The organism is Spirosoma rhododendri, assembly GCF_012849055.1.
GTDB classification, from domain to species: Bacteria; Bacteroidota; Bacteroidia; order Cytophagales; family Spirosomataceae; genus Spirosoma; species Spirosoma rhododendri.
Genome location: NZ_CP051677.1, coordinates 901,437 through 925,781, shown reverse-complemented (window position 1 = coordinate 925,781; position 24,345 = coordinate 901,437). Strand labels below are relative to the sequence as shown.

At 52.8% G+C, this 24,345-nt stretch carries 21 protein-coding genes and 1 tRNA gene; 1 reads left to right on the top strand and 21 read right to left on the bottom strand.

What is annotated here, in order from left to right:
• Positions 1–72: 72 nt before the first annotated feature.
• The 19 genes from nuoH to HH216_RS03455 all read right to left on the bottom strand — a co-directional run bounded on the left by nuoH (position 73) and on the right by HH216_RS03455 (position 20,883).
• Positions 73–1,239, bottom strand: coding sequence for an NADH-quinone oxidoreductase subunit NuoH (gene nuoH, locus HH216_RS03545; RefSeq protein WP_169549536.1), 1,167 nt, complete (start codon positions 1,237–1,239; stop codon positions 73–75).
• Positions 1,240–1,285: 46 nt separating this feature from the next.
• Positions 1,286–2,371: a 2Fe-2S iron-sulfur cluster-binding protein gene (locus HH216_RS03540; protein WP_169549535.1), complete on the bottom strand. Its 1,086-nt coding sequence runs from the start codon at positions 2,369–2,371 to the stop codon at positions 1,286–1,288.
• A 15-nt stretch (positions 2,372–2,386) separates the two neighbouring features.
• On the bottom strand, positions 2,387–2,818 hold the full coding sequence (locus HH216_RS03535) for a DUF29 family protein (RefSeq protein ID WP_169549534.1): 432 nt from the start codon (positions 2,816–2,818) through the stop codon (positions 2,387–2,389).
• A 17-nt stretch (positions 2,819–2,835) separates the two neighbouring features.
• Positions 2,836–4,176 (bottom strand): NADH-quinone oxidoreductase subunit NuoF, encoded by a 1,341-nt coding sequence (nuoF, locus tag HH216_RS03530; RefSeq protein WP_169549533.1) that lies wholly within the window; start codon positions 4,174–4,176, stop codon positions 2,836–2,838.
• Between the two features lie 8 nt (positions 4,177–4,184).
• Complete coding sequence (locus HH216_RS03525) at positions 4,185–4,679, bottom strand: NADH-quinone oxidoreductase subunit NuoE family protein (RefSeq protein ID WP_169549532.1); 495 nt, start codon at positions 4,677–4,679, stop codon at positions 4,185–4,187.
• Positions 4,680–4,709: 30 nt separating this feature from the next.
• Positions 4,710–5,942 carry an NADH dehydrogenase (quinone) subunit D gene (nuoD, locus tag HH216_RS03520; RefSeq protein ID WP_169549531.1) on the bottom strand — a complete coding sequence of 411 codons (1,233 nt, stop codon included), beginning with the start codon at positions 5,940–5,942 and terminating at the stop codon, positions 4,710–4,712.
• Positions 5,943–6,018: 76 nt separating this feature from the next.
• Positions 6,019–6,519 carry an NADH-quinone oxidoreductase subunit C gene (locus tag HH216_RS03515; RefSeq protein WP_169549530.1) on the bottom strand — a complete coding sequence of 167 codons (501 nt, stop codon included), beginning with the start codon at positions 6,517–6,519 and terminating at the stop codon, positions 6,019–6,021.
• 66 nt (positions 6,520–6,585) lie between these two features.
• A complete protein-coding gene (locus tag HH216_RS03510; RefSeq protein WP_169549529.1) occupies positions 6,586–7,131 on the bottom strand; it encodes an NADH-quinone oxidoreductase subunit B in 546 nt (181 codons plus the stop codon).
• A 62-nt stretch (positions 7,132–7,193) separates the two neighbouring features.
• Positions 7,194–7,565: an NADH-quinone oxidoreductase subunit A gene (locus HH216_RS03505; protein ID WP_169549528.1), complete on the bottom strand. Its 372-nt coding sequence runs from the start codon at positions 7,563–7,565 to the stop codon at positions 7,194–7,196.
• 213 nt (positions 7,566–7,778) lie between these two features.
• On the bottom strand, positions 7,779–9,944 hold the full coding sequence (locus HH216_RS03500) for a sialate O-acetylesterase (RefSeq protein ID WP_169549527.1): 2,166 nt from the start codon (positions 9,942–9,944) through the stop codon (positions 7,779–7,781).
• 167 nt (positions 9,945–10,111) lie between these two features.
• The gene (locus HH216_RS03495) at positions 10,112–13,087 is read right to left on the bottom strand and encodes a sialate O-acetylesterase (RefSeq protein ID WP_169549526.1); all 2,976 of its coding nucleotides are present in this window, start codon (positions 13,085–13,087) and stop codon (positions 10,112–10,114) included.
• 58 nt (positions 13,088–13,145) lie between these two features.
• Complete coding sequence (obgE, locus tag HH216_RS03490; protein ID WP_169549525.1) at positions 13,146–14,156, bottom strand: GTPase ObgE; 1,011 nt, start codon at positions 14,154–14,156, stop codon at positions 13,146–13,148.
• 36 nt (positions 14,157–14,192) lie between these two features.
• Positions 14,193–14,780 carry an adenylate kinase gene (locus HH216_RS03485; RefSeq protein WP_169549524.1) on the bottom strand — a complete coding sequence of 196 codons (588 nt, stop codon included), beginning with the start codon at positions 14,778–14,780 and terminating at the stop codon, positions 14,193–14,195.
• 166 nt (positions 14,781–14,946) lie between these two features.
• On the bottom strand, positions 14,947–16,704 hold the full coding sequence (locus HH216_RS03480) for a tetratricopeptide repeat protein (RefSeq protein WP_169549523.1): 1,758 nt from the start codon (positions 16,702–16,704) through the stop codon (positions 14,947–14,949).
• A gap of 86 nt (positions 16,705–16,790) precedes the next feature.
• Positions 16,791–17,726, bottom strand: coding sequence for a substrate-binding domain-containing protein (locus HH216_RS03475; RefSeq protein ID WP_169549522.1), 936 nt, complete (start codon positions 17,724–17,726; stop codon positions 16,791–16,793).
• Between the two features lie 216 nt (positions 17,727–17,942).
• Positions 17,943–18,767 carry an energy transducer TonB gene (locus tag HH216_RS03470; RefSeq protein ID WP_169549521.1) on the bottom strand — a complete coding sequence of 275 codons (825 nt, stop codon included), beginning with the start codon at positions 18,765–18,767 and terminating at the stop codon, positions 17,943–17,945.
• Between the two features lie 4 nt (positions 18,768–18,771).
• On the bottom strand, positions 18,772–19,308 hold the full coding sequence (locus HH216_RS03465) for an ExbD/TolR family protein (protein ID WP_169549520.1): 537 nt from the start codon (positions 19,306–19,308) through the stop codon (positions 18,772–18,774).
• Positions 19,309–19,357: 49 nt separating this feature from the next.
• Complete coding sequence (locus HH216_RS03460; protein WP_169549519.1) at positions 19,358–19,984, bottom strand: ExbD/TolR family protein; 627 nt, start codon at positions 19,982–19,984, stop codon at positions 19,358–19,360.
• Between the two features lie 65 nt (positions 19,985–20,049).
• A complete protein-coding gene (locus HH216_RS03455) occupies positions 20,050–20,883 on the bottom strand; it encodes a MotA/TolQ/ExbB proton channel family protein (protein ID WP_169549518.1) in 834 nt (277 codons plus the stop codon).
• Between the two features lie 519 nt (positions 20,884–21,402).
• On the opposite strand from HH216_RS03455, the gene HH216_RS03450 reads away from it, so the two are divergent.
• A complete protein-coding gene (locus HH216_RS03450) occupies positions 21,403–21,642 on the top strand; it encodes a hypothetical protein (protein ID WP_169549517.1) in 240 nt (79 codons plus the stop codon).
• Between the two features lie 99 nt (positions 21,643–21,741).
• Here HH216_RS03450 and HH216_RS03445 read toward each other — a convergent pair.
• Positions 21,742–21,815 (bottom strand) — tRNA-Pro (locus HH216_RS03445).
• Between the two features lie 96 nt (positions 21,816–21,911).
• Positions 21,912–24,320, bottom strand: a complete 2,409-nt coding sequence (locus HH216_RS03440; RefSeq protein ID WP_169549516.1) for a M1 family metallopeptidase — start codon at positions 24,318–24,320, stop codon at positions 21,912–21,914.
• Between the last annotated feature and the right edge of the window lie 25 nt (positions 24,321–24,345).

Below are 24,345 nucleotides of genomic sequence, written 5' to 3'. Positions count from 1 at the left end.
GTTTATAGTTCGTGGTTTGTGGTTTGTAGTTCCGCTGGTTGAAGCAACCACGAATTACAAACTACAAACTGGTTAACTTCTCTGTGGTACGACCTGCTGCTTTGGCGCTTTGGCCTGCGATGTAACGGCCAGCACAATCATAACAATTGCGATTAGCCAGGACGAGTACTTGAAATTGTACAGCAGGCCAGCACCCGTTATAACAACGTTCAGAATCGACAGAGGAATGAAAATTTTCCAGCCCAGATTCATCAGCTGATCGTAGCGGAAGCGAGGGAGCGTCCAGCGCACCCACATGAAAAAGAAGATGAAGAACAGAATCTTGCCGAAGAAAACAAGGAATCCGAGTGCTGTAGCCAGGTTATGACCAGTGATAGCCCCCAGCGAATTTTCCAGTGCACCGTTCACTTCGTTCATAAACGGATAGTGGAAACCGCCGAAGTATAGCGCCGAGATAAAGGCCGACGACACGAACATGTTGATGTACTCCGAGAACAGATACAGACCCAGTTTCATCGAGCTATATTCGGTGTGGTAACCGCCAACCAGTTCGGTTTCGCACTCGGGCAAATCGAACGGGGTGCGGTTACACTCCGCAAACGAGCAGGTCAGGAAGATGATAAAGCCCAGTGGCTGCGTGAATACGTTCCACTCGAAAAAACTGGCTTGCTCATTAACGATCTGCCGCACCGACAGCGAACCCGTCATCATCAGAATCGTGATGATCGACAGACCCAGCGCGATTTCGTAGCTAATGTTCTGCGATGCCGCCCGGATGGCACCTAGCAGTGAGAACTTGTTGTTCGACGCCCAACCACCGACCATAACGCCATACACGCCCAGCGATACGACGCCAAAGATGTACAGTACGCCAATGTTGATCTCGATGCCCTGTACGTTGATGTCGTAGCGAACGTTGTCCCACATAAACCGGATACTGTCTCCGAATGGAATGACCGCACTCGACATCAAAGCCGTGAACATGGCCAGCGAGGGGCCGAGAATAAACAGCCATTTGCTTGCCTGCGACGGGATGAAGTCTTCTTTGAAAAACAACTTACCGGCGTCGGCAATCGGCTGAAGCAGACCCCACGGACCCGCCCGGTTCGGACCAATACGGTCCTGTAGAAAAGCCGCTACTTTCCGCTCGGCATACGTCGAGTAGGTAGCGATCAGGAGCGAAATCCCGAAGATGACCAGGATAATCAGTCCTTTGGTTAACAGAATGGGTAAGGCCATTACTACTAGTTAGTTGATTCGTTATGCCGACCTCGGTCGGTCAGGATCAGGGCTCAGGTTCTACGGCTGAAGGCAGTGTTTTGGCAAACCGGTCGGCCGGAAGCGGCTGAATGCCGAGCTGCGACGTATCCCGCTCATCATGAATCGGCTTGTACTCAGCCGCAGCCAGTCGTTTGCCGAAGCTTGGCTTTTCCAGATCTGCGCGGTACTTGTTAGCCGAAATAACCGACGAACGCGACACTTTCGTCGGCCCTTCGATTACCCAGTCGCTGGTTTTCTTTTTCTCAAACCGGCAGGTGTTGCAGATAAACTCAGTCACCTCGTTCCACTCGTTCTTGCGAGCTGTCACGCGGATTACTTCCTCGCCCCGATACCATACCGTCACCTTACCCGAACAGGTTGGGCAATCCCGGTGCGCATCGACGGGTTTGGTAAACCACACCCGATTTTTGAAGCGGTACGTCTTATCTGTCAGCGCACCAACAGGGCATACATCGATGACGTTGCCTGAAAAGTCGTTGTCGATTGCCTTCTCGATGTACGTTCCGATTTCTGACGCATCACCCCGGCCCAGCACGCCGTGAACGCGCTTTTCGGTGATCTGATCGGCGGTGTACACGCAACGGTAGCACAGGATGCAACGCGTCATGTGCAGCTGAATGTACGGCCCGATGTCCTTCTTCTCGAACGTCCGGCGATCTTCTTCGTAGCGCGTCGTTACCTTGCCGTGATCGAACGCAAAATTTTGCAGATCGCACTCCCCCGCCTGATCGCAGACCGGGCAGTCGAGTGGGTGGTTCAGCAGCAGAAATTCCACGATACCATTGCGGGCGTCGATCACCTGCGGGTTTGTGGTGTTTTCTACCACCATCCCGTCTTGCACGGCCGTCAGGCAGGAAGCGACCAACTTGGGCATCGGACGCGGGTCTTTGGCCGATCCGGCCGCTACCCGCACCAGACAGGCCCGGCACTTGCCACCGCTACCCTTTAGAGGCTGGTAATAACACATGGCCGGTGGGGCCACGTCCGGCCCGATTTTGCGGGCCGCCTGTAGGATCGTTGTTCCGGGTTCGACCTCAACGGCAATTCCGTCAATGGTGACGGTCAGCAACTGCGGTTTTGTATCTTCCATGTATCAATTCAATTCTTAAGGTCTGTAAGCCATGATCCGGTCGAAAGCGTCCTGCTTGATCTGATCGGTATCAATCATTGCAGCGAGCTGATCGGATGAGTGAGTACCCTCAAACGCTTCGTAAGATGCATTACGAATGGCCGATGGAAATGCCTCATCGATCAAAGCGGAAAGCTCTTCGGGTCGTAAATAATAGCCCCCCGCGCTTCGACGCTTGTTTGACGTGGTAATACCGTCCAGCGCATTTTCGATAGATCGATTCCACGACTTTGTCACGCGCTGTTCGGCTTGTTGCTTGATAAGGTGGATCAGTAAAATGCCCAAAAACGATCTGATTTTATTGATTTTATCGTCTTTGGCCATCTCATCCAACTCGCTAATTATGGAGAGAGCACCTTCGTAGTCGTGTTCCTCGACCATTTTTCGTAGCAGCGTTAACTCTTCCATGTTACTTTACATTTAGATTACACCAACGCCATTTCGCCCCGATATACAGCACCGGGCTGGGTGGCTTCAGTTGGATGATCTATGTGCCACTGGAATTCGTCGCGGAAGTGCCGGATCGCACTGGCAACCGGCCAGACAGCCGCATCACCTAATGGGCAGATGGTGTTGCCTTCGATCTTCTTCGACACGTCAACCAGCAAATCGATATCCTGCTGATGCCCGTGCCCGTGTTCGATGCGGTGGAGTACTTTCTCCATCCAGCCGGTACCCTCGCGGCAGGGGCTACACTGTCCGCACGATTCGTGGTGGTAAAAGCGGGAGAAATTCCACGTGTTCCGTACGATGCACGACGTTTCGTCGAACAGGATAAACCCACCCGAACCCAGCATTGTGCCCGTCGCGAATCCACCGTCCGACAGGGATTCGTAGCTCATCAGACGCTTCTCACCGTTTGCCAGTGTCAGTGCCAGATTGGCGGGAAGAATTGGGACGGACGAACCACCGGCAACCAGTGCTTTGAATTTGTGGCCGGGCCGAATGCCGCCACACCATTCATCAGCGTAAATAAAATCTTCAACCGGCAAGCCCAGTTCGATTTCATACACGCCCGGCTTACGCATGTGTCCCGACGCCGAAATCAGCTTTGTACCCGTGCTACGGCCGATACCGATGGCCGCATAAGCATCTCCACCGTTGTTCACGATCCAGGACGTCGTGGCAATCGACTCAACGTTATTAACAACCGTAGGGCACTGGTAAAGTCCTTTGACGGCGGGGAACGGCGGCTTGTTACGCGGATTGCCCCGCTTGCCTTCCAGCGATTCCAGCAGCGCAGTTTCTTCTCCGCAGATATACGCGCCACCGCCGGGCTGCACGACCAATTCGAGATCGTAGCCGCTGCCCAGAATATTTTTGCCCAGAAAACCCTTCGCTTTCGCTTCAGCAATCGCTTTTTCGAGGATTCTGATGACGTACATCAACTCACCCCGTACGTAGATAAACGACTTGTTGGCCCCCAGCGCGAACGACGAGATAATCATCCCTTCGATCAGCAGGTGAGGCAAGTTCTTCATCAGGTGATGGTCCTTGAACGTACCCGGCTCCGACTCATCAGCGTTGCAGACGAGATAACGGGGAACACCTTCCGGCTTGGCCAGAAAGCTCCACTTCATACCCATCGGGAAACCGGCACCACCCCGCCCCCGAACACCGGCTTTCTTGACTTCCTCAACAATCTCGTCGGGCGTCATGGTTTTCAGCGCCTTTTCAACCGCCGTATAACCACCCTGCTGCCGGTAAACATCGAAAGTCTCGATGCCCGGCACGTCAATATGTTCTGTTAGGATTTTAGTCGCCATGGCTATGCTTACTTCGACAGTTCGTCAATGATTTCGTCGACCCGATCGTTGGTCAGGTGCATGTAATACTTCTCCCGAACCTGAAAAACAGGGCCCATTCCGCACGCGGCCAGGCATTCCACTTCCTTCAGGGTAAACTGCCCGTCGACGGTGGTTTGGCCGGTGTCGATGCCCAAACGTTGCTTGAGGTGACCCAGTACGTCTTCGCCACCCATCAGGCAGCACGGACCCGTCCGGCAGTATTCGATCACGTGTTTCCCGACGGGCTGCACGTGATACATGGTGTAGAAGGTGGCTACTTCGTACACTTCGATCGGCTGGATGTCGAGCATTCGGGCAATGTAATCCATGCCTTCGGGGCTTGTCCAGCCTTCCTGCTCCTGCATCAGGTGGAGGAGCGGAAGAAGCGCCGATTTCTGCTTCCCTTCCGGGTATCGGGCGATAATTTCAGTGGCTTCAGCCAGCCGTTCCGGCGTAAACTGTATGGTGGATTCGGTGGTCATAAGTTGACGGAAATGGTCAATCGGGAAAAATTACCCGTCTAGTTCACCCGCGATTACGTTCATGCTGCTCATGATGACAATCGCATCCGACAGCGTCAGCCCCTTACACATTTCGGGGTATGCCTGGTAATAAATGAAACACGGCCGCCGGAAGTGCAACCGATACGGAGCGCGTCCGCCATCGCTGATCAGGTAGAAGCCCAGCTCACCGTTTCCGCCTTCGACAGCGTGGTACACTTCGCCGACCGGTGCGTCGATTTCGCCCATCACAATTTTAAAGTGATAGATCAGTGCTTCCATATTTTTGTATACTTCCTGCTTGGGCGGGAGGTAGTACTGGGGGGCATCGGCGTAGTAAGAACCCTCCGGCAGGTTATCCATCGCCTGACGGATAATGCGCATGCTCTGCCACATCTCTTCGTTTCGAACCATAAACCGATCGTAGGTGTCGCCACTCTGACCGACAGGAATGTCAAACTCGAAATCCTGGTACGACGAATACGGATTCATCACCCGAACGTCGTAGTCGACACCCGCAGCCCGAAGGTTTGGGCCGGTAAAGCCGTAACTCAGGGCGCGTTCCGCCGAGATACCACCAACCCCTACGACGCGGTCCATAAAGATCCGGTTGCGGTTGAACAGATTCTCGAACTCACGCAGCACGCCCGGAAACCGGTCCAGAAACTCGTTGATCTTGCGGATCGCAGTCGGGGAAAGATCGCGCTCCATACCGCCAATCCGACCCATGTTGGTCGTCAGTCGGGCACCACAAATCTCTTCGTAAATTTCGTAGATGTTTTCCCGCTCCTGATAGATATACAGGAAGCCGGTAAAGGCACCGGTGTCGACACCAAGAATACCGTTGCAGATAATGTGGTCGGCGATCCGGGCCAGTTCCATCAGGATCACCCGAATGTATTGGGCCCGCTTCGGTACTTCGATACCCAGCAGCTTCTCGACCGTCATGTGCCAGCCCATGTTATTGATCGGCGATGAACAGTAGTTCATGCGGTCGGTCAGGGTGGTAATCTGGTAGAAGGGCCGACGTTCAGCGATTTTCTCGAACGCCCGGTGTATGTAGCCGATTGTCTGCTCACCCGATACGATCTTCTCCCCATCCATTTGCAGCACGTTCTGGAAAATACCGTGCGTGGCGGGGTGCGTCGGTCCGAGGTTAAGCGTAGTCAGTTCGTTGACGTACTGAACAGGTCCCTGCTCGGCGGGCAGGTTTTGCTTCGTTATATCAAGTTCTTCGGAAACCATATCAGAAAGAGTGAAAGAGCGAAAGAGTGGAAGGGCGAAAGCAGCAATATCGCTCTTTCACTCTTTCGCCAGTTTGTTACCGGCCAAACAAAGCGTCGATCTTGTCTTCACGGGTGGCGTCTTCCAGCGGGTACTCTTTGCGCATCGGATGGTAATCCATCTCTTCCATGTTCAGGATTCGGCGCAAGTCCGGGTGCCCGTCGAAGAGGATACCGAAATAATCGAACGTTTCGCGCTCCATCCAGTTGGCGCTGGCAAACAGCGGTACCATCGTCGGAATATGCAGGTCGTCGGCCGTAAGGAACACTTTGATGCGCAGCCGGAAATTATGAACGAAGCTGTGCATGTGATACACCACGCAGTATTCCTTACCCGGCGAGTCGGGGTAATGAACCGCCGTAATGTCGGTCAGGAAATTGACCTGTAGGGTAGGGTCGTTCTGTAAGTAGCTGATGACCGAAACGATCCGCTCCCGGCTGGTTGAAAACGTGAGTAGGTCGTATGGGTCGTCGAAGTCACCGACGGTATCGCCAAACTGATTGATGATATGCTGCGCAAGTTGCTCGTTGGTGAACATGGCGGACGGAAACGAACTGGTGAGCGATAGCTAGTTATGGTACAAAGCTATCGTTCACCGATTCTGTTATTGGATACTGTATGAGTTCAGCAGTTTTTGGTACTCTTCGGTATTGCGACGACGCAGCGACTCATTTTTCGCCAGTTCCTGCACCTGCATCACACCTTCCAGAATCTGTTCGGGACGGGGCGGGCAGCCGGGTACGTAAACGTCAACCGGAATAATCCGGTCGATACCCTGCAAAACGCTGTACGTGTCGAAAATACCCCCGCTCGACGCGCAGGCACCGATGGCAATTACCCAACGGGGCTCGGCCATTTGCAGATACACCTGCTTAACGACGGGACCCATCTTCTTGGCAATCGTACCGGCTACCAGCAGCATATCGGCCTGCCGGGGCGAAAAGCTGGGACGCTCCGACCCGAACCGGGCCAGGTCGAATGTCGATGCCATCGTGGACATGAACTCGATGCCGCAACAGGAAGTCGCGAATGGCAGCGGCCAAAGCGAGTTGGCCCGTGCCAGGCCAATTATTTTATCGAATGAAGTGGCCTGAAAACCAGCTCCGTCGTAACTCTCAGGACCTTCTACTACCTTGATATTACTAGCCATAGTAAGCGAACGAATTGTCTACTTATATAACAGACAAAACTGTATTATGATTCGACTGTAGACTATTCCCACTTCAAAACACCCTTGCGGATGATGTAGTAGAAACCAGCCAGCAGCAGGCCCATAAACAGCACCATTTCGATGAAACCGGTCATGCCCAGCCCTTTGAAATTTACTGCCCACGGATACAGGAAGATAACTTCAACGTCGAACAGAACGAAGAGGATGGCAATCAGAAAATATTTGATCGAAATTGGTGTACGGGCATCGCCCTGAACGGGAATACCACACTCGAACGGATCGTCTTTCTTGACGCTGTTACGCTTCGGACCGATTGCGTGGGTAACGAGCATCGTTGTGACGATAAACCCCAGCGCCAGCGCCATCTGAATCAGAATGGGCAGGTAATCGGCAGGCACATATGTAGCATTCATCTACTTATCGGAAAATTATGCGATCAAAGGTAAGGATAAAACCGATTGGCCTTCGTCTATATGCCAATGCGCTGGTCGAACCTTATTCAAAAATACAAAAAACAGCGCAGTCGAGCAACATAGGCGGGTGGGGTTGCCCATGTACACCGTCATCAAACAAATGAAGCCTTCCCAGAGAGAAGGCTTCGAGTAGCTAGAGAGAGCGAATCGATGTTAAGGATTAACAAGGATGCGTCGCGAAATATTGAAACTGGCCGATTTAACCTGAATCAGGTATTCGGCCGGTGCTAGCCCGGTCAGGTCAATAGCCTGCCGGTTGTTGAACGTAGGAATCAGGTAAGTTGCCAACTTCTGGCCCGTCATGGAAAAAATGTTAACCTGCGCATCAGCGAGGTTTTCGATTGTTTCGATCGTAACGACTCCATTGGATGTCGGGTTGGGGTAAACACTCAATCCACCCAGGGTGGCGTCGAAGGCGAACGATTGGGGCGAGCTATATGCCGATGCACACGTCAGGTTGCTGCCGTCACCAAGCGTAAAGGTCGATTTAGTTCGGGCCGTGTAGTTGGCCGTGACCACCACTTTTATCTCGGCTCCGTTTTGGGGGATCAGCTCGCCAGACCGACGCCAGTCGAATTGATCAACCTGCGCGCCCGTTGCGCTGGGCAAGTTTGCGCGCAAGGTGTAGGTACCTACCTGCTCGATGCTTGGTGTTGGTAGCCGGGGGCGAACCGTCAGATTTATGGCGCTCGACTGACCCGATCGGCACCCATACACGTTCAGCGTCCGGGCCGAGTACGTACCGGCTGTGCTTACTGCTAAGCTTTTTCCAACAAATCCATTGCTCCACTGCAACACACTGTTCGACGGTAGGTTGGCTGTTAGGGTGAGTACCGAATCGGCGCAGATCTGTTGCTGGGTGGAAGCCGCCTGATTGGTTTGGCTACCCAATGTTAGCGTTGGCGTCGTAGGCTGAATAGCCGACTGAACATCGATCGTGGGCGATAAAAAGGTGTTGCCATAATTATCTTTCAGCGTAGCCTGATACGTCCCCGTCGAATTAACCGAAATAGACTGGGTCTGCTGCCCTGATTTCCAGCTGTAGCTCTTGTACAGCGACGGCAGCGTCAGGGTCAGGCCGGTGTTGCTGGTGTTACAGGCTACCGTGATGCTGGGCTGTATCAGCGGGCGCGAGGGCTGCGAGATGCTGAAAAACACAGCATTGAGGCTGTTGAACCAGGCTTGACCCAACTGATTCAGTCCTTCGTTGCCCGGTGCATTTCCGAAGTGAACTTCGCCTTCGAAGCGGGGTATCTGAATGTTGTCGGTATAAGGACCGGCAAAGACGTTGTTGTTGTACGTGTTGATGACGTCGTTCTGGGCCTGAATAATATCCTGACTGGTCTGCCCCGCGTTGTACGACGAACGGGCCAGCACCCAGGCCGGGTACCGGTTCAGGTCGGAGCGGGTTTTGTTGACCAGGTACTGCATGTCGTTTCGGTACGTCTCTCGTGTTGATCGCAGCGGGATGTTATCATTCTCACCCTGCTGCCACAGTACCGCCCGCAGCCCCTGCAAAGACGCGTAGTAGCGCAGCGCAATCACCAGGTTGGCATAAGGCATACCCACCGGGAAATTTTCGTCGGGGGTGCCCAGTGCAAAGATGTTTTTCGTGATCTGACCGTCTGAGCTTTCTTTCCAGTTACGGATCACGGTACCCTGCCAGGCCGTGTTGATGAACAGCACCGGTACGTTGTACTGTTTGGCGATCAGATCGCCCAATACGCCCCAGCACCAGGCGCTCTGCCCGCGCGGACCAATTAAGGCATTGGCCGTTAACTGCTGAAAAGAAGGAGCGGATGGGTCGGCCAGCGAGTTGGCCTTCGAGTTATCGTAGGTAACGCAGTTGACCCGATCGTCGGCCGCACCAACGGCACCGAAGCCCTGAAAGCCCTGCGCGTTCGACTGGCCGGTGATGATGAACACTTCACCAACGCCCACTTTTCTAACGACATCGGTGCCTAAAACTGCTCCCCCGGCAAAAACCTGCACCTCGAGACGGTACCAGCCCCCCTGTACGCGAATCGATCCCTGGAAGATGCCGCCTGTTGGATTGCGCTGAACCGTTGCCCAGTTTGTGTTAAGGCCCTGTCCGGTTACTTCGGCAACCACGCGAGCCTGCACGCTGTCGATGGGCTGGTAGTAATTACCCGACAGATACAGAATCGATGTGTTGTCGTTCTCGCGCTGAAAAACCGCCCGGCTACCGGGGTACGTAATGCGAACGGGCTGTGAATTGTTTTGGGCAAGTATTCCGGCAGGGGCAATAAGCCAGCCCAGCAGAAAAAGCCCAACCAAACGACTGTATATATTCTTCATAAATTCTTGAGAAAATCGGTTTATGAGCAGTAGTGGCTGAGTCTGGTGGGTACTCACACAATACCGATTTTAGTTGGTTAAAGTATTGCTCAATATGGGCACTTTCCCGGTATAATACAAATTCTGAGCAATGCTTTTATTGACTGAACGGTGGAATGACGTTTAAATTACAAGCCGAGTAAAATTCGTCTCGATACATTGTAATCACTTGCCTGAACCGTAATGACGTACACACCACCTGCGAGGCTGGTCAGGGTTAGTTGCCGACGAGCATCAAACGTTGGCACGACAGTCGAGTAAAGCAGTTGACCGGTCAGGGAATAGACCGAAACGGTTGCATTCGTCAAATTTTGCTGTGTTTCAATGGTGATGACCTTATCGGGGCTGGGGTTTGGGTACAGGCTAAGTCCCTGAAGGGCGGCATCGATGGTGTATGTGTAAGCCGCCGAGGGCAGCGAATAGCACGTCAGCGTATTGGAATAGACGACGGTTGCCTGCGCTGTGTACACGCCAGCCTGACTAGCTTTAATGACCGACGTCGTCGTGCTAAGCGTGTCGGCACCCAGCCGCCAGCGGAACAGCGGGCTGTTTGTCGAGCTTACGGCCTCTAACGTAAATGTACCAATGGCGTTGATCGACGGAGATGGCGGTAGCGGACGTAACTCAACTGTTGTAGCCGCCGACTGTGGCGACAGACAGCCATTTACATCCCGCACACGGGCGGAGTAATTACCGACAACGCCCGTTACGATGCTGCGGGCCGTATCGCCGGTTGACCAGTATACGGTGTATGGGCCAGGAACCGTAAACGTTACCCGGTCGCCTTCGCACAAAATCGGCGATTTATCCGTCAGCAGGGTAGGGGCAGCAGGCAGCGGGTTGACCTGTACGGCAATGACGGATGAGTAGGGCGATAAACAGCCGTTACCATCCTGCGCCTGCGCGGCATAACTCCCCGATTGATTGACGGTTATCGTTTTGGCGGTTTGCCCGCTCGACCAGACTACATTTTGCGTGGTCGTGGCCGATAGTACCACCGTATTGCCAGCGCAGAATGTGGTTGCACCGGCGGCTGAAACCGTCGGGGTTGCCGGCAGCGGATTGACCGTGATCGCCAGTACATCGGACTGGGTCGACTGACAACCAAACTGGTTAGTGACACGGACTGAAAAACTACCCGACTGGCTGATCGTGAGGCTACGGCTGGTCTGCCCGGAGGTCCAGGCGTACGAGGTGGCTTCGGGAGCTGTCAAGGTAATCGTACGGTCAGCGCAGAAGGTCGTTGGCCCGTTGGTGGCTATGGCAGGCTTCGCCGGAACGGGATTAGCCGTTACCTGAACAGTATTTGAAACCGCCGACGTACAGCCATTCTGATCGGTAACCGTCAGGTTATAATTGCCCGATGAGCCAACTGTAACCGCCTTCCCCGATTGGCCATCACTCCAGTTGTAGCGAACATTATCGGCTGAAGCACGCAGTACCGTGTTATCGCCCTGGCAGAATGTGGTCGGTCTGTCGGCGGCTACCGTTGGCGTAGAAGGCAAGGGGTTAACGGAAGGCGTTACTACGTTCGATGTAAACGTACAGCCACTCACATCGTTGTAGCGGAAGAAATAACCGGCGGGTGTATTGACGTTGATCTGTTTTGTGGTGGCGATGACCGCGTTGGTCTGCTGATTCACCCACGACACCGCGTCATAGTTAGCCGTCAGCCCCAGCGAACTACCGACGCAGATTGAGGCCGGACCACCCCCAACAACCGAAACCTGGGGCGCATCGCTAACGCGGACGTAACTGGTGAAGGCCGTATTACCACTAGCGTCTTTCACCTTTGCCCGATATAGACCGGCTCCCTTTGTAATGCTCCGGCTCGTTTCGCCCGACTCCCACTGGAATGAGCTGTAGTTTCCGTTGACGCTGATTGTCAAATTATTACCAGAACAGGCGACTGCTACGGTAGGCGAAGCGGCACCTGATTGTGGGGTCGACTGCTGAAAAAACGTGTCGTTGAGGCTGCTGTTCCAGGCGTTCGCTACTTCGACCAGACCGTCGTAATCGAAGTGGAAACCTTCGGGATCGTACAGCGGGGCACGCGTACGAGGTATTTGAATATTGTCGGTTGATGGTCCAGCAAATACGTTCGGCCCGGCGCTGATAACATTGTTTTGACCAGCAATAACATTGGCATCGGTCAGGCCGGGCACCCGGTCGCCGTACGTTGCCCGCGCCACCACCCAGCTCATATTACGCCCAAAATCCTGCCGGCTCTGGTTGATAACGAACTGTAAATCGCTGGTGTAACTGGCGGCTGAGGTGTTGATCAGATTGTCGGCTTCGCCCTGATGCCAGAGCACAGCACGCACCCCAAGCGTATTGGCGTAGAATTGAAGGGCCAGCTTCAGGTTGATATACGGCTGACGGGGTGCATACGCCAGGGTTGGGTCGTACACACTATTGGCTACACCGCCTGTGGGGGCACTCTGCCGCCAGTTCTGAACGGCAGTGCCCGTGAAGGCACCGTTGAAAAACATGATCGGTACGTTGAGCCGACTAGCCAGCAGGTCGCCCAGCCGTCCCCAGCACCAGCTCCCCACACCTCTTGGGGCAATGGTAAAATCGGTTGAATTGTCGAGATGGGAGAAGACCGGCGTAGGGGGGTCATTCGGGAAACCGTCGTTCGGATAGCGGTAGTTGACACAGTTCACTCGGTCATCGGTCGATACCGGGGCGCTCTGGTGAACGCCCTGTGCATTCGACTGACCCGCAATAACGAATACTTCGCCAACACCAACGCGCTCAACGGTATACGAACCAACCTGCTGATCGCCGTTCATGGCCCGTACTTCGAGAATATACCAACCGCCGGAAGCCGTCAGATCACCGGCAAAGACGCCACCAGTTGGGTTTGTCTGAATTGGCTGCCAGTCGACCGTTGTACCCTGCCCGTTACGGGCTGTCAGGCGGGCATCGATGCGGGTAACTGTGGTAGTATAATAGCCGGTAATGCGAAAGGTTGCCTGATTGGCATTGTTACGCTGGAACACCGCCCGGCTGGTTGGAAACGATACCTGAATCTGTGCTACGGTCATTATTGGCAACAATAGACAGACCACCATACCAGCAGCCAGCAGAACGTGTTTCATAGTGACTAAATACTAAATCGCTTCAAGCGTGATAATCAAAACAGGTGTATAGGTAGTATTAAACAACGGCTGCTGGAGTCTGCGTCAGGTGCTGCCAGATCTGATCTTTCAGTTCGCTCAATCCCTTCTGGCTGACGGCGGAAATAAACGTCACCGGCAGTTTTTCGGGTAACTCTCCCTTTATACGTGCAAGATCGGCTTCATCGACCGTATCTATTTTCGAGATGGCCAGCAACCGATCCTTGTCCATCAACTCGGGGTTATATTCCCGCAATTCATTCAACAGCGTGTTGTACTCCTGTTTTACGTCAGGACTATCGGCCGGAATGACGAAAAGTAATACGGAGTTACGTTCGATATGACGCAGGAAACGCAGGCCAAGCCCTTTACCTTGCGATGCGCCTTCGATGATACCCGGAATGTCGGCCATTACGAATGACTTATAGTCCCGGTATGCTACGACCCCTAAATTGGGGACAAGGGTTGTAAACGGATAATCAGCAATTTCGGGACGAGCCGCCGAGACAACCGATAACAAGGTCGATTTGCCCGCGTTTGGAAAGCCAACCAGACCGACGTCGGCCAGTAGTTTCAATTCCAGAATCACCCATTCTTCGCGACCGGGTTCGCCGGGCTGCGCGTGTTCGGGTGCCTGCAAGGTTGGCGATTTAAAGTGGTCGTTGCCCAGTCCGCCCCGCCCGCCTGGCAACAGGATTGCCTCCTGCCCATCGGTCGTGATTTCCTGCAACTGCTCACCGGTGTCGGGGTTGCGGGCTATGGTTCCCAGTGGTACATCCAGAATCACATCTTCACCCTGGGCACCGCTGCGCCGACCGCCATCACCATTGCCGCCACTATCGGCTTTTACGTGTTTGCGGTATTTCAGGTGCAGCAACGTCCACATCTGCGCGTTACCGCGTAAGATGATATGCCCACCCCGACCGCCGTCGCCCCCGTCGGGGCCACCTTTCGGAACGTGCTTCTCCCGACGAAAATGTGACGATCCTGCCCCGCCCGCACCCGAACGGCAGTTGATCTTGACATAATCAATAAAATTTGAAGAAGCCATAACGTTGTGTTAAATACGAGAATCGAGAAGCGTGGCCTAGTTTGTCTGACCGGTTGCCTGCTCGATCTGTTTGGTAATCAAATCAAAAATAGTCTCGATGTCGCCGATTCCATCAATCGTCGCCAGCTTCTGCTGATCGGCATAATAACTGGCAACAGGCGTTGTCTTTTCGTTGTATTCCGTCACCCGACGACGAATCAGTTCTTCGTTCTGATCGTCAGGGCGCCCTGATGTTTGACCCCGAAGCAGCAAACGGCGCGTCAGTTCCTCATCATCGACCATCAAAGCCACCATCAGATCAATACCTGTCCGGTATTGGCTGAGCAGTTCATCAAGGGCTTCCGCCTGTCTGACCGTGCGCGGAAAGCCGTCAAAAATAAAGCCGGACGCATCCTGGTTTTCGCGCAGCTTACTTTCAATCATGCCGATTACTACCTCATCGGGTACCAGCAAACCTTGGTCCATCAACTGCTTGGCCCGCAAACCCAGCGCGGTACCAGCGGCAATCTGCGAGCGCAGCAAATCGCCTGTCGACAGATGTACCAGCTTATACTTCTGAATGATTCGTTCACTTTGTGTGCCTTTACCGGCACCCGGTGGGCCAAATAGTACAAGATTGAGCATTGTAAGAATAGAAAGCGTGTAGTGGGTCAGACGTTTGCACCTGCAAAGGTATAATACGGCTGGAAATAATAATGCGTGGCAGTTAAAGGCCTAGTTACTGGCTCTGTATATCGCAAAAAAAGCACCGAGGGCTATCCTCGGTGCTTTTTTACTGGTCAGGCAAGCCTTACTTCTTGACGGGCTTCTTCGGAGCCGCCTTGGCTGGGGCCGCCTTAGCTGGCGCCGGGTTCAGCGCCTTCTGAACATCGGCGTCGTTCGGGTCAAGCTCAAGCACTTTGTTGAAGTATTCTTTCGCTTTTGCATCGTCGTTCTTGGAACCGTAGTACGAAGCCAGGAACTTGTACGACGTGATCAGCGGCTTTTTGTACGAATCCTTTACCTTCTGGTCGGTCTCGGCAGTTGCCTGCGCGATAAACTTCTCGTAGTAAGGAACGGCTGTACCACGTGCCAGCGAAACGGCTGATGGGTAAGCGTAGTAGTTCGACTGACCTTCGTAGTAGTAAGCAAGTGGGTACTTGCTGGTTGCTGCGGTGTCGGCCTCAATCTTCGCTGCCATTTTGCCAAAAGCTGAGTCAGCACGCATAAAGTACATCTGGCGAGCCATCCGGATCTGCGCGGTATCCATCGGAGCTACCGTTGAATCGCGGCCTACACGGAAACCATACTGGTAGTTAGACAGACCCTGATATAGGAAGTCGTTGTTCAGCGGCTTCTTGTCCGTCGAAACTACTTTGGCGTAGTAATCCGCTGCCTTGTTGTACTTCTTCATATCGTAGTACTTCTTGGCGATATCACGGTACAGGTTCTCCGTCGTGTCGAGCGGGGCTGCTTTCTCCAGATACACAATGCTCATCGAGTCAGCCTGTGGGGTGTTGACCATGCCATATGCCCGGCCCAGGTACTTGTAATCGTCATAGATTACTTTGTCGGGAGCCGACGAGATGAACTTGTTCAGTGCGTCAACCGACTGCTGAGGCTGGTTCAGACCGTAGTAAGCCCAACCATACATCCGGTCCATGATCGGGTTGTTCACCTTGCCTTTCAGTTGATCGAGGTACGACGTTGCACCCTGATAGTCTTGGGCCAGGAAGCGATAGCGCGCTACGTCGAGCAGACGCTCAGGATCAACAGTGCCACTTTTCTGCACGTACAGATCGTAGTTCTGAGCGGCACTTTTATAAGCCCGCGAGTTAGCAAGTGCATCGGCGTAGGCCAGATAGGTAGGAGCGAACTCAGGATCGTTCTGAATGGCTTGCTTGAAATACTCCTGTGCTTTCAGATAGTTCTTACCACGCAGGTACAGCCGACCGATCTTATAGTTAGCTTCTGCCAGATTTGGCTTCATCGCCATCGCGTTTTCGTACTTGGTGATGGCGTTACCACCATCATTTTTCAGAAAGTAAGCGTCGCCCAATGCCATCTCGATTTCGGCATTTTCGTTCTTCTTATCTTTTTCGTCGGCCATTGTCAGCAGCCGAATCGCTTCCGCCGGATCATTTGTCTTATCCGAAAGCGTGTACATTTCACCCGCGCGGATCAGCACATCCTGATTCTTGCCTTTGGAAGCACCAACAGCACCATCGATCAGCGTCTTGGCCGTAGCCCGGTCGCCTTTCATCAGCGCGACACCAGCCAGACCGACGTTATTCAGCTGATTTTTACCGTCAGCAGCAACGCCTTTTTCGAAAGCCGCTTTCGCCTGATCCAGTTGACCGGTTTTCAGGTAGTAATAGCCGAGATAAAACTGATTGTCGGCAGACGGCGAACTGTTAGCCAGCTGCGTAAACGTTTGGCCAGCCTTCGTAAACCGCTCAGCCTCCAGGTCTTCCAGACCTTTCTGCACGTCCTGCGCATAGACCTGTGTGGTCATTGCCGCACCGACGAACAAGATGGTCATCAGCGATTTTTTCTGGTTGTTCATCATGTATTTAGGTTGGAATTGAAAAAAGGTTATGTACTGGTTAAACAATGCACAAATTTAAAAAAGTGCCGCTAAACCAAAAAATCTACCTATTTCTGTAGGTTTATCTCCCGATTATAGCGTACAGAAGGCCATAGACCTACTTTGTAAATAATGAGCGAACCTGCGTCCCGGATCAGGTAATTCAACAGTCCACCACCCAGTCCAGGGTGCGCTTCGCGGCTTAGAACGTATACGGGCCGGCGCAGTGGATAACGCTGCATACCGAGGTCCTCCTGGAACGGCTGGAAATAATCAGCCCGACCAACCGGATTCGACTTTGCCGACACTCCCATAACTCGTAAGTCGGCTGATAGTTCAGCCGTCAGCGGTTCGTCGCCATCACTGATCCAGTTTACGCCGATAAAACCCAAAGCAGACCGATTTTTCCGCACGTAGTCGATCACTTCACGATTCGACCGGGTTGTAAAAATGCGCAACCCTGCCATCGATTTCACGCCGAACGTACTTAAAACGAAATCCAGGTTGCTGGAATTGTTATTGTCGAACACTAGTGTAATCGGCTCTGCCTGGTTGCCCTTTAATTGCGACCAGTTTTTGATCTTTCCGCTGAATATCGAGCGTAGGGCGTCCATCGTGATCAGGCTGTCGGTATTTGCCTTGTTTACGATAAGGGCTACACCATCCGTCGCGATCTTTACAGCTCCACCAACAATCTTACGCTGATCCAGCGCACGATGCTCGTTTTTCGTCAGCTTACGCGTCGTAAAGGCTAGCCGGGCACTGTCATTGAGCATCATGTTAATGGCTGCCTGCTCGGGCCGGAACACTAAATTAAACTTTACGTTCGGGTAAATGCCTTCGTAGGCAGACGTGATTTGCGTCACCAATGGCTTGAACGACTCGTCGGCGGCAATCGTGATCGTACCCTGCGATGGAGTATCGAGCGGAGCTTTACCCTGGCCACAACCGAGCATCAGCCCGGCGACGGCCAGCATTGCTACAGGAAGGAGGCTACGTTTCATCCCGAATCTGTTGATAAGCCCGGAACATCCGGAAACTCCCATATACGATCAGCATGGCGGCCATGCTATACCGTAATAGGCCCGGTTCTGGGAACACACCAAAAGACTGAGAGGAGGCTATCAGTGCGATGCCTCCTCCCAGATAAGCCAGCGACGCCAATACTGCGATAAACAGCGTCAGACGAGCTGGTCCTCTATTTTGTCCGCGCATAGAAACTATTCCAGCGTGAAGTTGATCGGCAGGTTGTATTTCACCCGTACCGGACGACCCGACTGTTTACCTGGCCGCCATTTCGGCATCGCTTTCACTACGCGCTGTGCTTCTTCATCCGTTCCGAATCCGAGACCTTTCAGTACAGCAACATCCTGGATACTTCCGTCGGTGTTAACAACGAAGCTAACGAATACACGACCCGAGATGTTGGCACGCTGAGCAGCGGCAGGGTAACGCAGGTTCTTTTGCAGATACTGACCAAGAGCGGCCATGCCTCCGGTGAACTCAGGCTGCTGTTCTACCACGGTGAAGACTTCTTCAACCTTCGGTGCGGCTTCTACAGCTACCTCAACCTTCGTTGGTCCAACTGATGCTTCAGGGGCTGCAATAACCTCTTCTGCGTTCGGGTCACCTTCCTGCGTCTTTTCAGCTGCAACGGCTTCCTTCAGTTCTTCAACGGCCGGTGGTGGCGTTTCCTCTGGTACTTCCTGGTCCGGCTTAACTTCCGGCGGCAGGAATTTCACCGTATTCACCTTCGGTGCTTCGACCGGTGGTGGTGGCGGTGGTGGCGGTTCGTTCGGATCAATGGGTGGTGGTGGGAGCTTCATCAGGTCCACCTCTACCATCGCCTGTTCCTCTTGTTCCGGTGTCAGGGCAGTGATAATCGTCGGGGTCAATACACCCAGCGTAAACAGGATACCGCCGATAATAAGGGCGCGGGTAACTGTTTTGGGGTACGTCTTCCGCAATTCATAAGCACCATACGCCTTGTTCCGGTCGGCAAACACGATATCATCGAGTGTCGCCTTAGAATCGAGTTCTGCCATGGTGTTAGATTTGTAGTTTTGCTTTGTCTTTCAGCAGCTTCTCCTCGTCGGGAGTCAGTGCATCTACCAGTGCGTAGCGCTTCGTTTTGGTAATCGCCATTTCGTCCAGCACATCGACCATATTCTTGTAGTTCGACACTTTGGTAGGCTTGATTACGACAACGAATTTGTCGGCGGGTACTTTACGAGCATTGTCCTGGATCGCCTTACGAAATTCATATCCGTAACCAACTGTTTCCAGCTTCGGATCTTCGTTTGCGGCTTTCCCGAATATGTAGTACGCCTTGTTGTTGTCACCGAGGAAAACCGTCATTACGTTTGAGGCTTTGATCGGTTCAGTTTCTTCTTTCTGCGTTTTATCTGGTACGTTGAGCGTCATCGATGATGGTTTGCTCAAGGTGGTAGCCAAAATAAAGAAGGTGATTAGCAGGAATCCCAGGTCAACCATGGGCGTCATGTCTATACGAGTAGACGCTTTTTTCGACCGTACCTTACCACCCTCACTTTTGCCACCACCGCCACCAGTGTTAATTTCTGCCATGGCTTTTTTGGTTTGTCTTTAATTAGGGTGAGCTAATTAAAGTTGTGGATTAGTCAGCTTTCCAACCAGCTGGCGGAGCTTCTGTACCCGTGATGAGGTTGAACTTGTTGATGTTCTGCGCCTGAAGCGTAGCCAACACGTTCTTGAACTCAGGAAACTTGGCCAGGTTATCACCTTTCAGCGCGATACGCAGGCCGTTGTTAGCCTTCCGCGAGTTGAATACCCAATCTTTAAGCTCGTTAGTAACAGCTGCTCCCGTCGAATCCGTGGGGATACCAGGCTGCTTTACTTTTGCTTTTTGATCGTCAGGTAAAGCCAGATACGCTTTCAGCTGACTGATGGGTATGCCGAAGTTCGACATCAACGAAAAATCTTTCTTTTCCTTATCAGAAAAAGAAATGCCCTTTATAGCGGCTACGTTGTCCAGCATCGTGATACGATCCTGCTGGCTGTCAACACCGAAATAAACTTTTCCGTCTTTGCCTAGCGCAATAGTCATGATGTCCTTGTCAGGGACTTTGATACCAGAGATAGAAGACGGCGTTTCGATTGCCGCGGCATCCTGAGACTTAAACTGAGCGGTCAGAATAAAGAACGTCAGCAGCAGGAATGCAACGTCAGTCATCGCGGTCATATCTACCGAAGAGCTGGCGCGTTTAACTTTAACTGCAGGCATGAAATAGTCTGTTTCTGCCTGCCCAGTCCGAGAACTGGGCAGGCGGGTTGTCAACTAAAAGAAATCTAGTAGTGAGCAGCAAAGTTCTGCTGGATGCTCAGACCGATTTCGTCGATGTTGTACGTAAGAACGTCGATCCGGCTAGTGAAGTAGCTATACATGATCGTAGCGATAGCCGCTGTACCGATACCCAGAGCCGTGTTTACAAGGGCCTCAGAGATACCCGTCGACAGAGCACCTGTGTCAGGCTGACCACCAGCACCCATGGCCGCGAAGGCACGGATCATACCAAGTACAGTTCCAAGCAGGGCGATCAGGGTAGATACCGACGCCAGCGTAGCGATGATCGTCAGGTTCTTTTCCAGCATCGGCAGTTCCAGCGTAGTAGCTTCTTCTACTTCCTTCTGGAGAGCGGCCAGCTTCTGCTCTTTGTCGAGGTTGGTGTCGGTAGCCAGTTGCTGATACTTCAACAGGGCGGTTTTAACGACGTTACCAATCGAACCTTTTTGCTTGTCGCACTCCTGAATAGCTGCGGCTACTTCGTTCCGGTCGAGTAGCGATTTGATCTTACGAACGAAATCGTCGATAGAACCCGTACCGTTAGCACGGCCGATGGTGATGAAACGCTCGATGGAGAAAACCAGCACCGTCAGGAAGCAGGTGAACAGAATTGGTACGATGAAACCACCCTTGTAAACGGTACCGAAGTAATCGCCGGGCAGGGGCTCTTTTGTGTTGTCTCCATCCTGGAAGTGGCTGCTATCACCGAAGACGAACATGTACGTCAGGATACCGATGACAAGTAGTACGGGCAGAACGAACGCAGGGTTCAGACCACCTGACTTCTTTTGTGCTGCTGCCGCTTTGGCTGGTGCTGGAGAAGGAGTTTGTGTTTTCATTGGAACTGGACTGTAGGGTTAAAATGAAAGTTGGTTTGCCCGGTAAAAAAAGCGAAAAATCTAACTGTTTCAGTTTATACCAGTCAAAATTTGACGGAAAACCACTGAAACCTCCACAAAACTATGGTTTTTCTGATGAATACAAAGCAATCAGATTTGCCAAATTTTACGCCTTTATTGGAGTTGCCCGCTAATTTGTTGGATATAAACGGCTGTGTTAATAAGCCATCAATAGCGCGAAAAGGCAACCCGACCGGTAAACGCCTGTCTGTCAATCAACCAAATAGTACCTTTCTTTCTGAAATACCCACAGAATAAGTTACTGGTGCTGGGAGGGGCCTTGTTCATAAAGTAAATATTAAGTTTTACTGATTGACTGGCATTCACATCAGAATGCTTTCTGCCTGATAGATGCCGCGGCTCACCTTATTCCATAAAAATTCTCTGGAGAAATTTGAGAGATAGTAAATCCAAGATTTGTGTACAGGAGTATATAGTCGCACTCAACGCCTAAATCTTATGCGAACCTTCCTCATCCTATCAACATTTTTCGCCGTTATCGGCGATGTCTTTTGGCAACTGTCCGAAAAATTGGCCGACCTCGCGTTGCCTATCCGTGTACCGCTCTTACTTGGGGCTGTACTCTTTGCCATATTGATTGGCACATTAGTAGCTCACACACTGTTGTCCCTGGTGCGCGGCACGAATTTGTTTACAGACCTTGTTCAGGAGGAGCCTGTAGAGCAACTTGTCAAGTAGTTGGGTTGGTTGACTAGGAAACAAGAAAGCCCGGCTTGAGTAGCCGGGCTTTCTTGTTAGAAACAAAAAAAGAGCAGCCTGTGCAGACTACTCTTTCTGTCGGGAAGGCGGGATTCGAACCCACGACCTCTTGCACCCCATGCAAGCACGCTACCGGACTGCGCTACATCCCGAATTGGTTTGCAAAGATAGTGAGTCTTATCAAATGCACAACCGACACCGAATGAAAAAGTGCCGGTTGTGCATTTTCAACACATAGCTAGCTATACTTAGTTTCGACCACCACTTTGCGTGGCTGGTGGCTGCGTACCCCGGCGCTGTTGCTGCATTGGGTTACCAGCCTGGGGCGCGTTCTGGTTTTGCCGCTGCCGGAACAGCTGGAAACGCGATGGCTGCGACACCCGCGGAAACGAGTTGTTTTCCGTATCGATATCGGCGATTTCGTAGAACGGATCAAGGGTCCATTGGGTCACCTTCTTGTTCGTGACAAGTACCTTCTTGATCGCTACATCGTTGAAACGCCATATTTCGGCCGGAAAACGCGCAACGGAATCGGTACCGTCTTCGAACTGCATGCGCAGAATAACCGGCATCGGCACACCGCCCTTATTTTTCAGCGATATCGTGTAAAAATTGTTTTTATCGGCGGCTTCGATGCTCTGCCGTTCGCTTTCGCTCAGCGTAGCCAGATAATCCTGATAGCGCTTCCTATCGGTGTCGGTGACTGTATTGGGGTCGTAGCTGTTGTAGAAATCGCGCATAGTCGAGTCCTGCGCTACCACCGATGAACCCTGTGTACCGGCGTCGCGCTGTTTGCTGATCGTACCTGCTTTGCGCTTCTCTTCGGCGCGGGCCGCAGCTTTCGTGATCTCTGGATTGCCCGAATCGATCTGGTACCAGTCAACTTCTACCAGATCCTGATCAACGGGTTCGACACCGTAGAACCAGCCTTTCCAGAACCAGTCGAGATCAACGCCTGATGCATCTTCCAGGGTGCGGAAGAAGTCGGCGGGTTCGGGGCTTTTGAAGGCCCACCGGCGGGCGTATTCCTTGAAAGCATAGTCGAACAGGTCTCGACCCATTACCGTTTCGCGCAGGATGTTGAGCGCCGTAGCGGGCTTGGCGTAGGCGTTGGCCCCCAGGTTAATTACGTTGTCCGAAGAGGTCATAATCGGCGACAGCACGGCTTTGTCTGACTTCATGTAGTCGGTGATGTACTGCGGCTCACCCCGGCGGCTGGGGAAGTTATAATCCCACTCTTTCTCGGCCAGATACTGGCAGAACGTGTTTAGCCCTTCGTCCATCCAGGTCCACTGCCGCTCATCGGAGTTGACGATCATGGGGAAGAAGTTGTGGCCCACTTCGTGGATAATTACGCCGATCATACCCGCTTTCGTGCTGGCCGAATACGTACCATCAGCTTCCGGGCGACCACCGTTGAACGAAATCATTGGGTACTCCATACCGCCACCGGGTGTAGCATGGCACGAAATCGCGACAGGATACGGGTATTTGATAGTCCGGTTGCCGTACGATTTCAGTGTGTGCTCAACAACGCGGGTCGAATACTGACCCCACAGCGGGTTTCCTTCCTTCGAGTAGAACGACATGCTCCAGATCTTGCGTCCGTCGCCGTAGACGTCGGTCTGCATGGCGTCCCAGATAAATTTGCGGCTACTGGCGAAGGCGAAATCGCGAACGTTGTCGGCTTTGTACACCCAGGTTTTGGTGGCCTTCACGTCGCCCGCTTTGGCTTTCTCGGCAGCAACGGCTTCATCCTGCGTGACGATGACGATTGGGTTTTTCGAGTTAGCCGCCTGCGCCATGCGCTTCTGCTGCGTCGCCGTCAGTACCTGTTTGTAGTTCTGGCACTCGCCCGTTGCACCAACAACGTGATCGCTTGGTACGGTGATTGCGACGCGGTAGTTGCCGAAGATAAGGGTAAACTCGCCCTGGCCCAGAAACTGCTTGTTCTGCCAGCCGTTGACGTCGTTATAAGCGCAGAGACGGGGAAACCAGTGAGCGATGAAGTAGTTGTAGTTGCCGTCTTTGGCGAAAAACTCCATCCCGCTCCGACCATAGTACTCCGTGATAAAGTAATTCCAGTCGACTTTAAACGAGTAACTCGCGCCGGGCCGGAGGGGCATCGGCAGGTCAACCCGCATCATGGTCTGGTTGATCGTGTACTTCAGCGCGCTATTCGACTTGGCGTCTTTGATCGAGAGGATCTTATAGCCGAATTTGTCGGTTGCCTGCTGACTGCTGCGTTCCCGAACCGAAGTCAGGTTCTGTAGCTGCGAAAAACTCATCCCGCTTTCGTTGATGCTGCCCGTACGGGTCAGGCTACCCGTCGAGCCTTTGGCAAACAGGTTCTGGTCGAGTTGGAGCCAGATGAAGCGTAGTTCGTCGGTCGAGTTGTTGTGGTACGTAACCGTTTCCGAACCGGTAATTTTCTGGGTGGCATCGTCGAGCGTTACGTTGATGTCGTAGTCGGCGCGGTTCTGAAAGTAATCACGTCCGGGCGCTCCGGCGGCTGTGCGGAAGGTGTTGGGCGTTGGCAGTACGGGGCCGAGCTGTTCGAACCGCGTGTTGGCGTTCTGCGTGGGCGGCCCTTGCTGCTGAGCGAGCAATGACGACGACCACAGGGCCACGCTAACCAGAAACACTAGTTTTTTCATGGTAGATTGAGTTGTTGATTGTTGA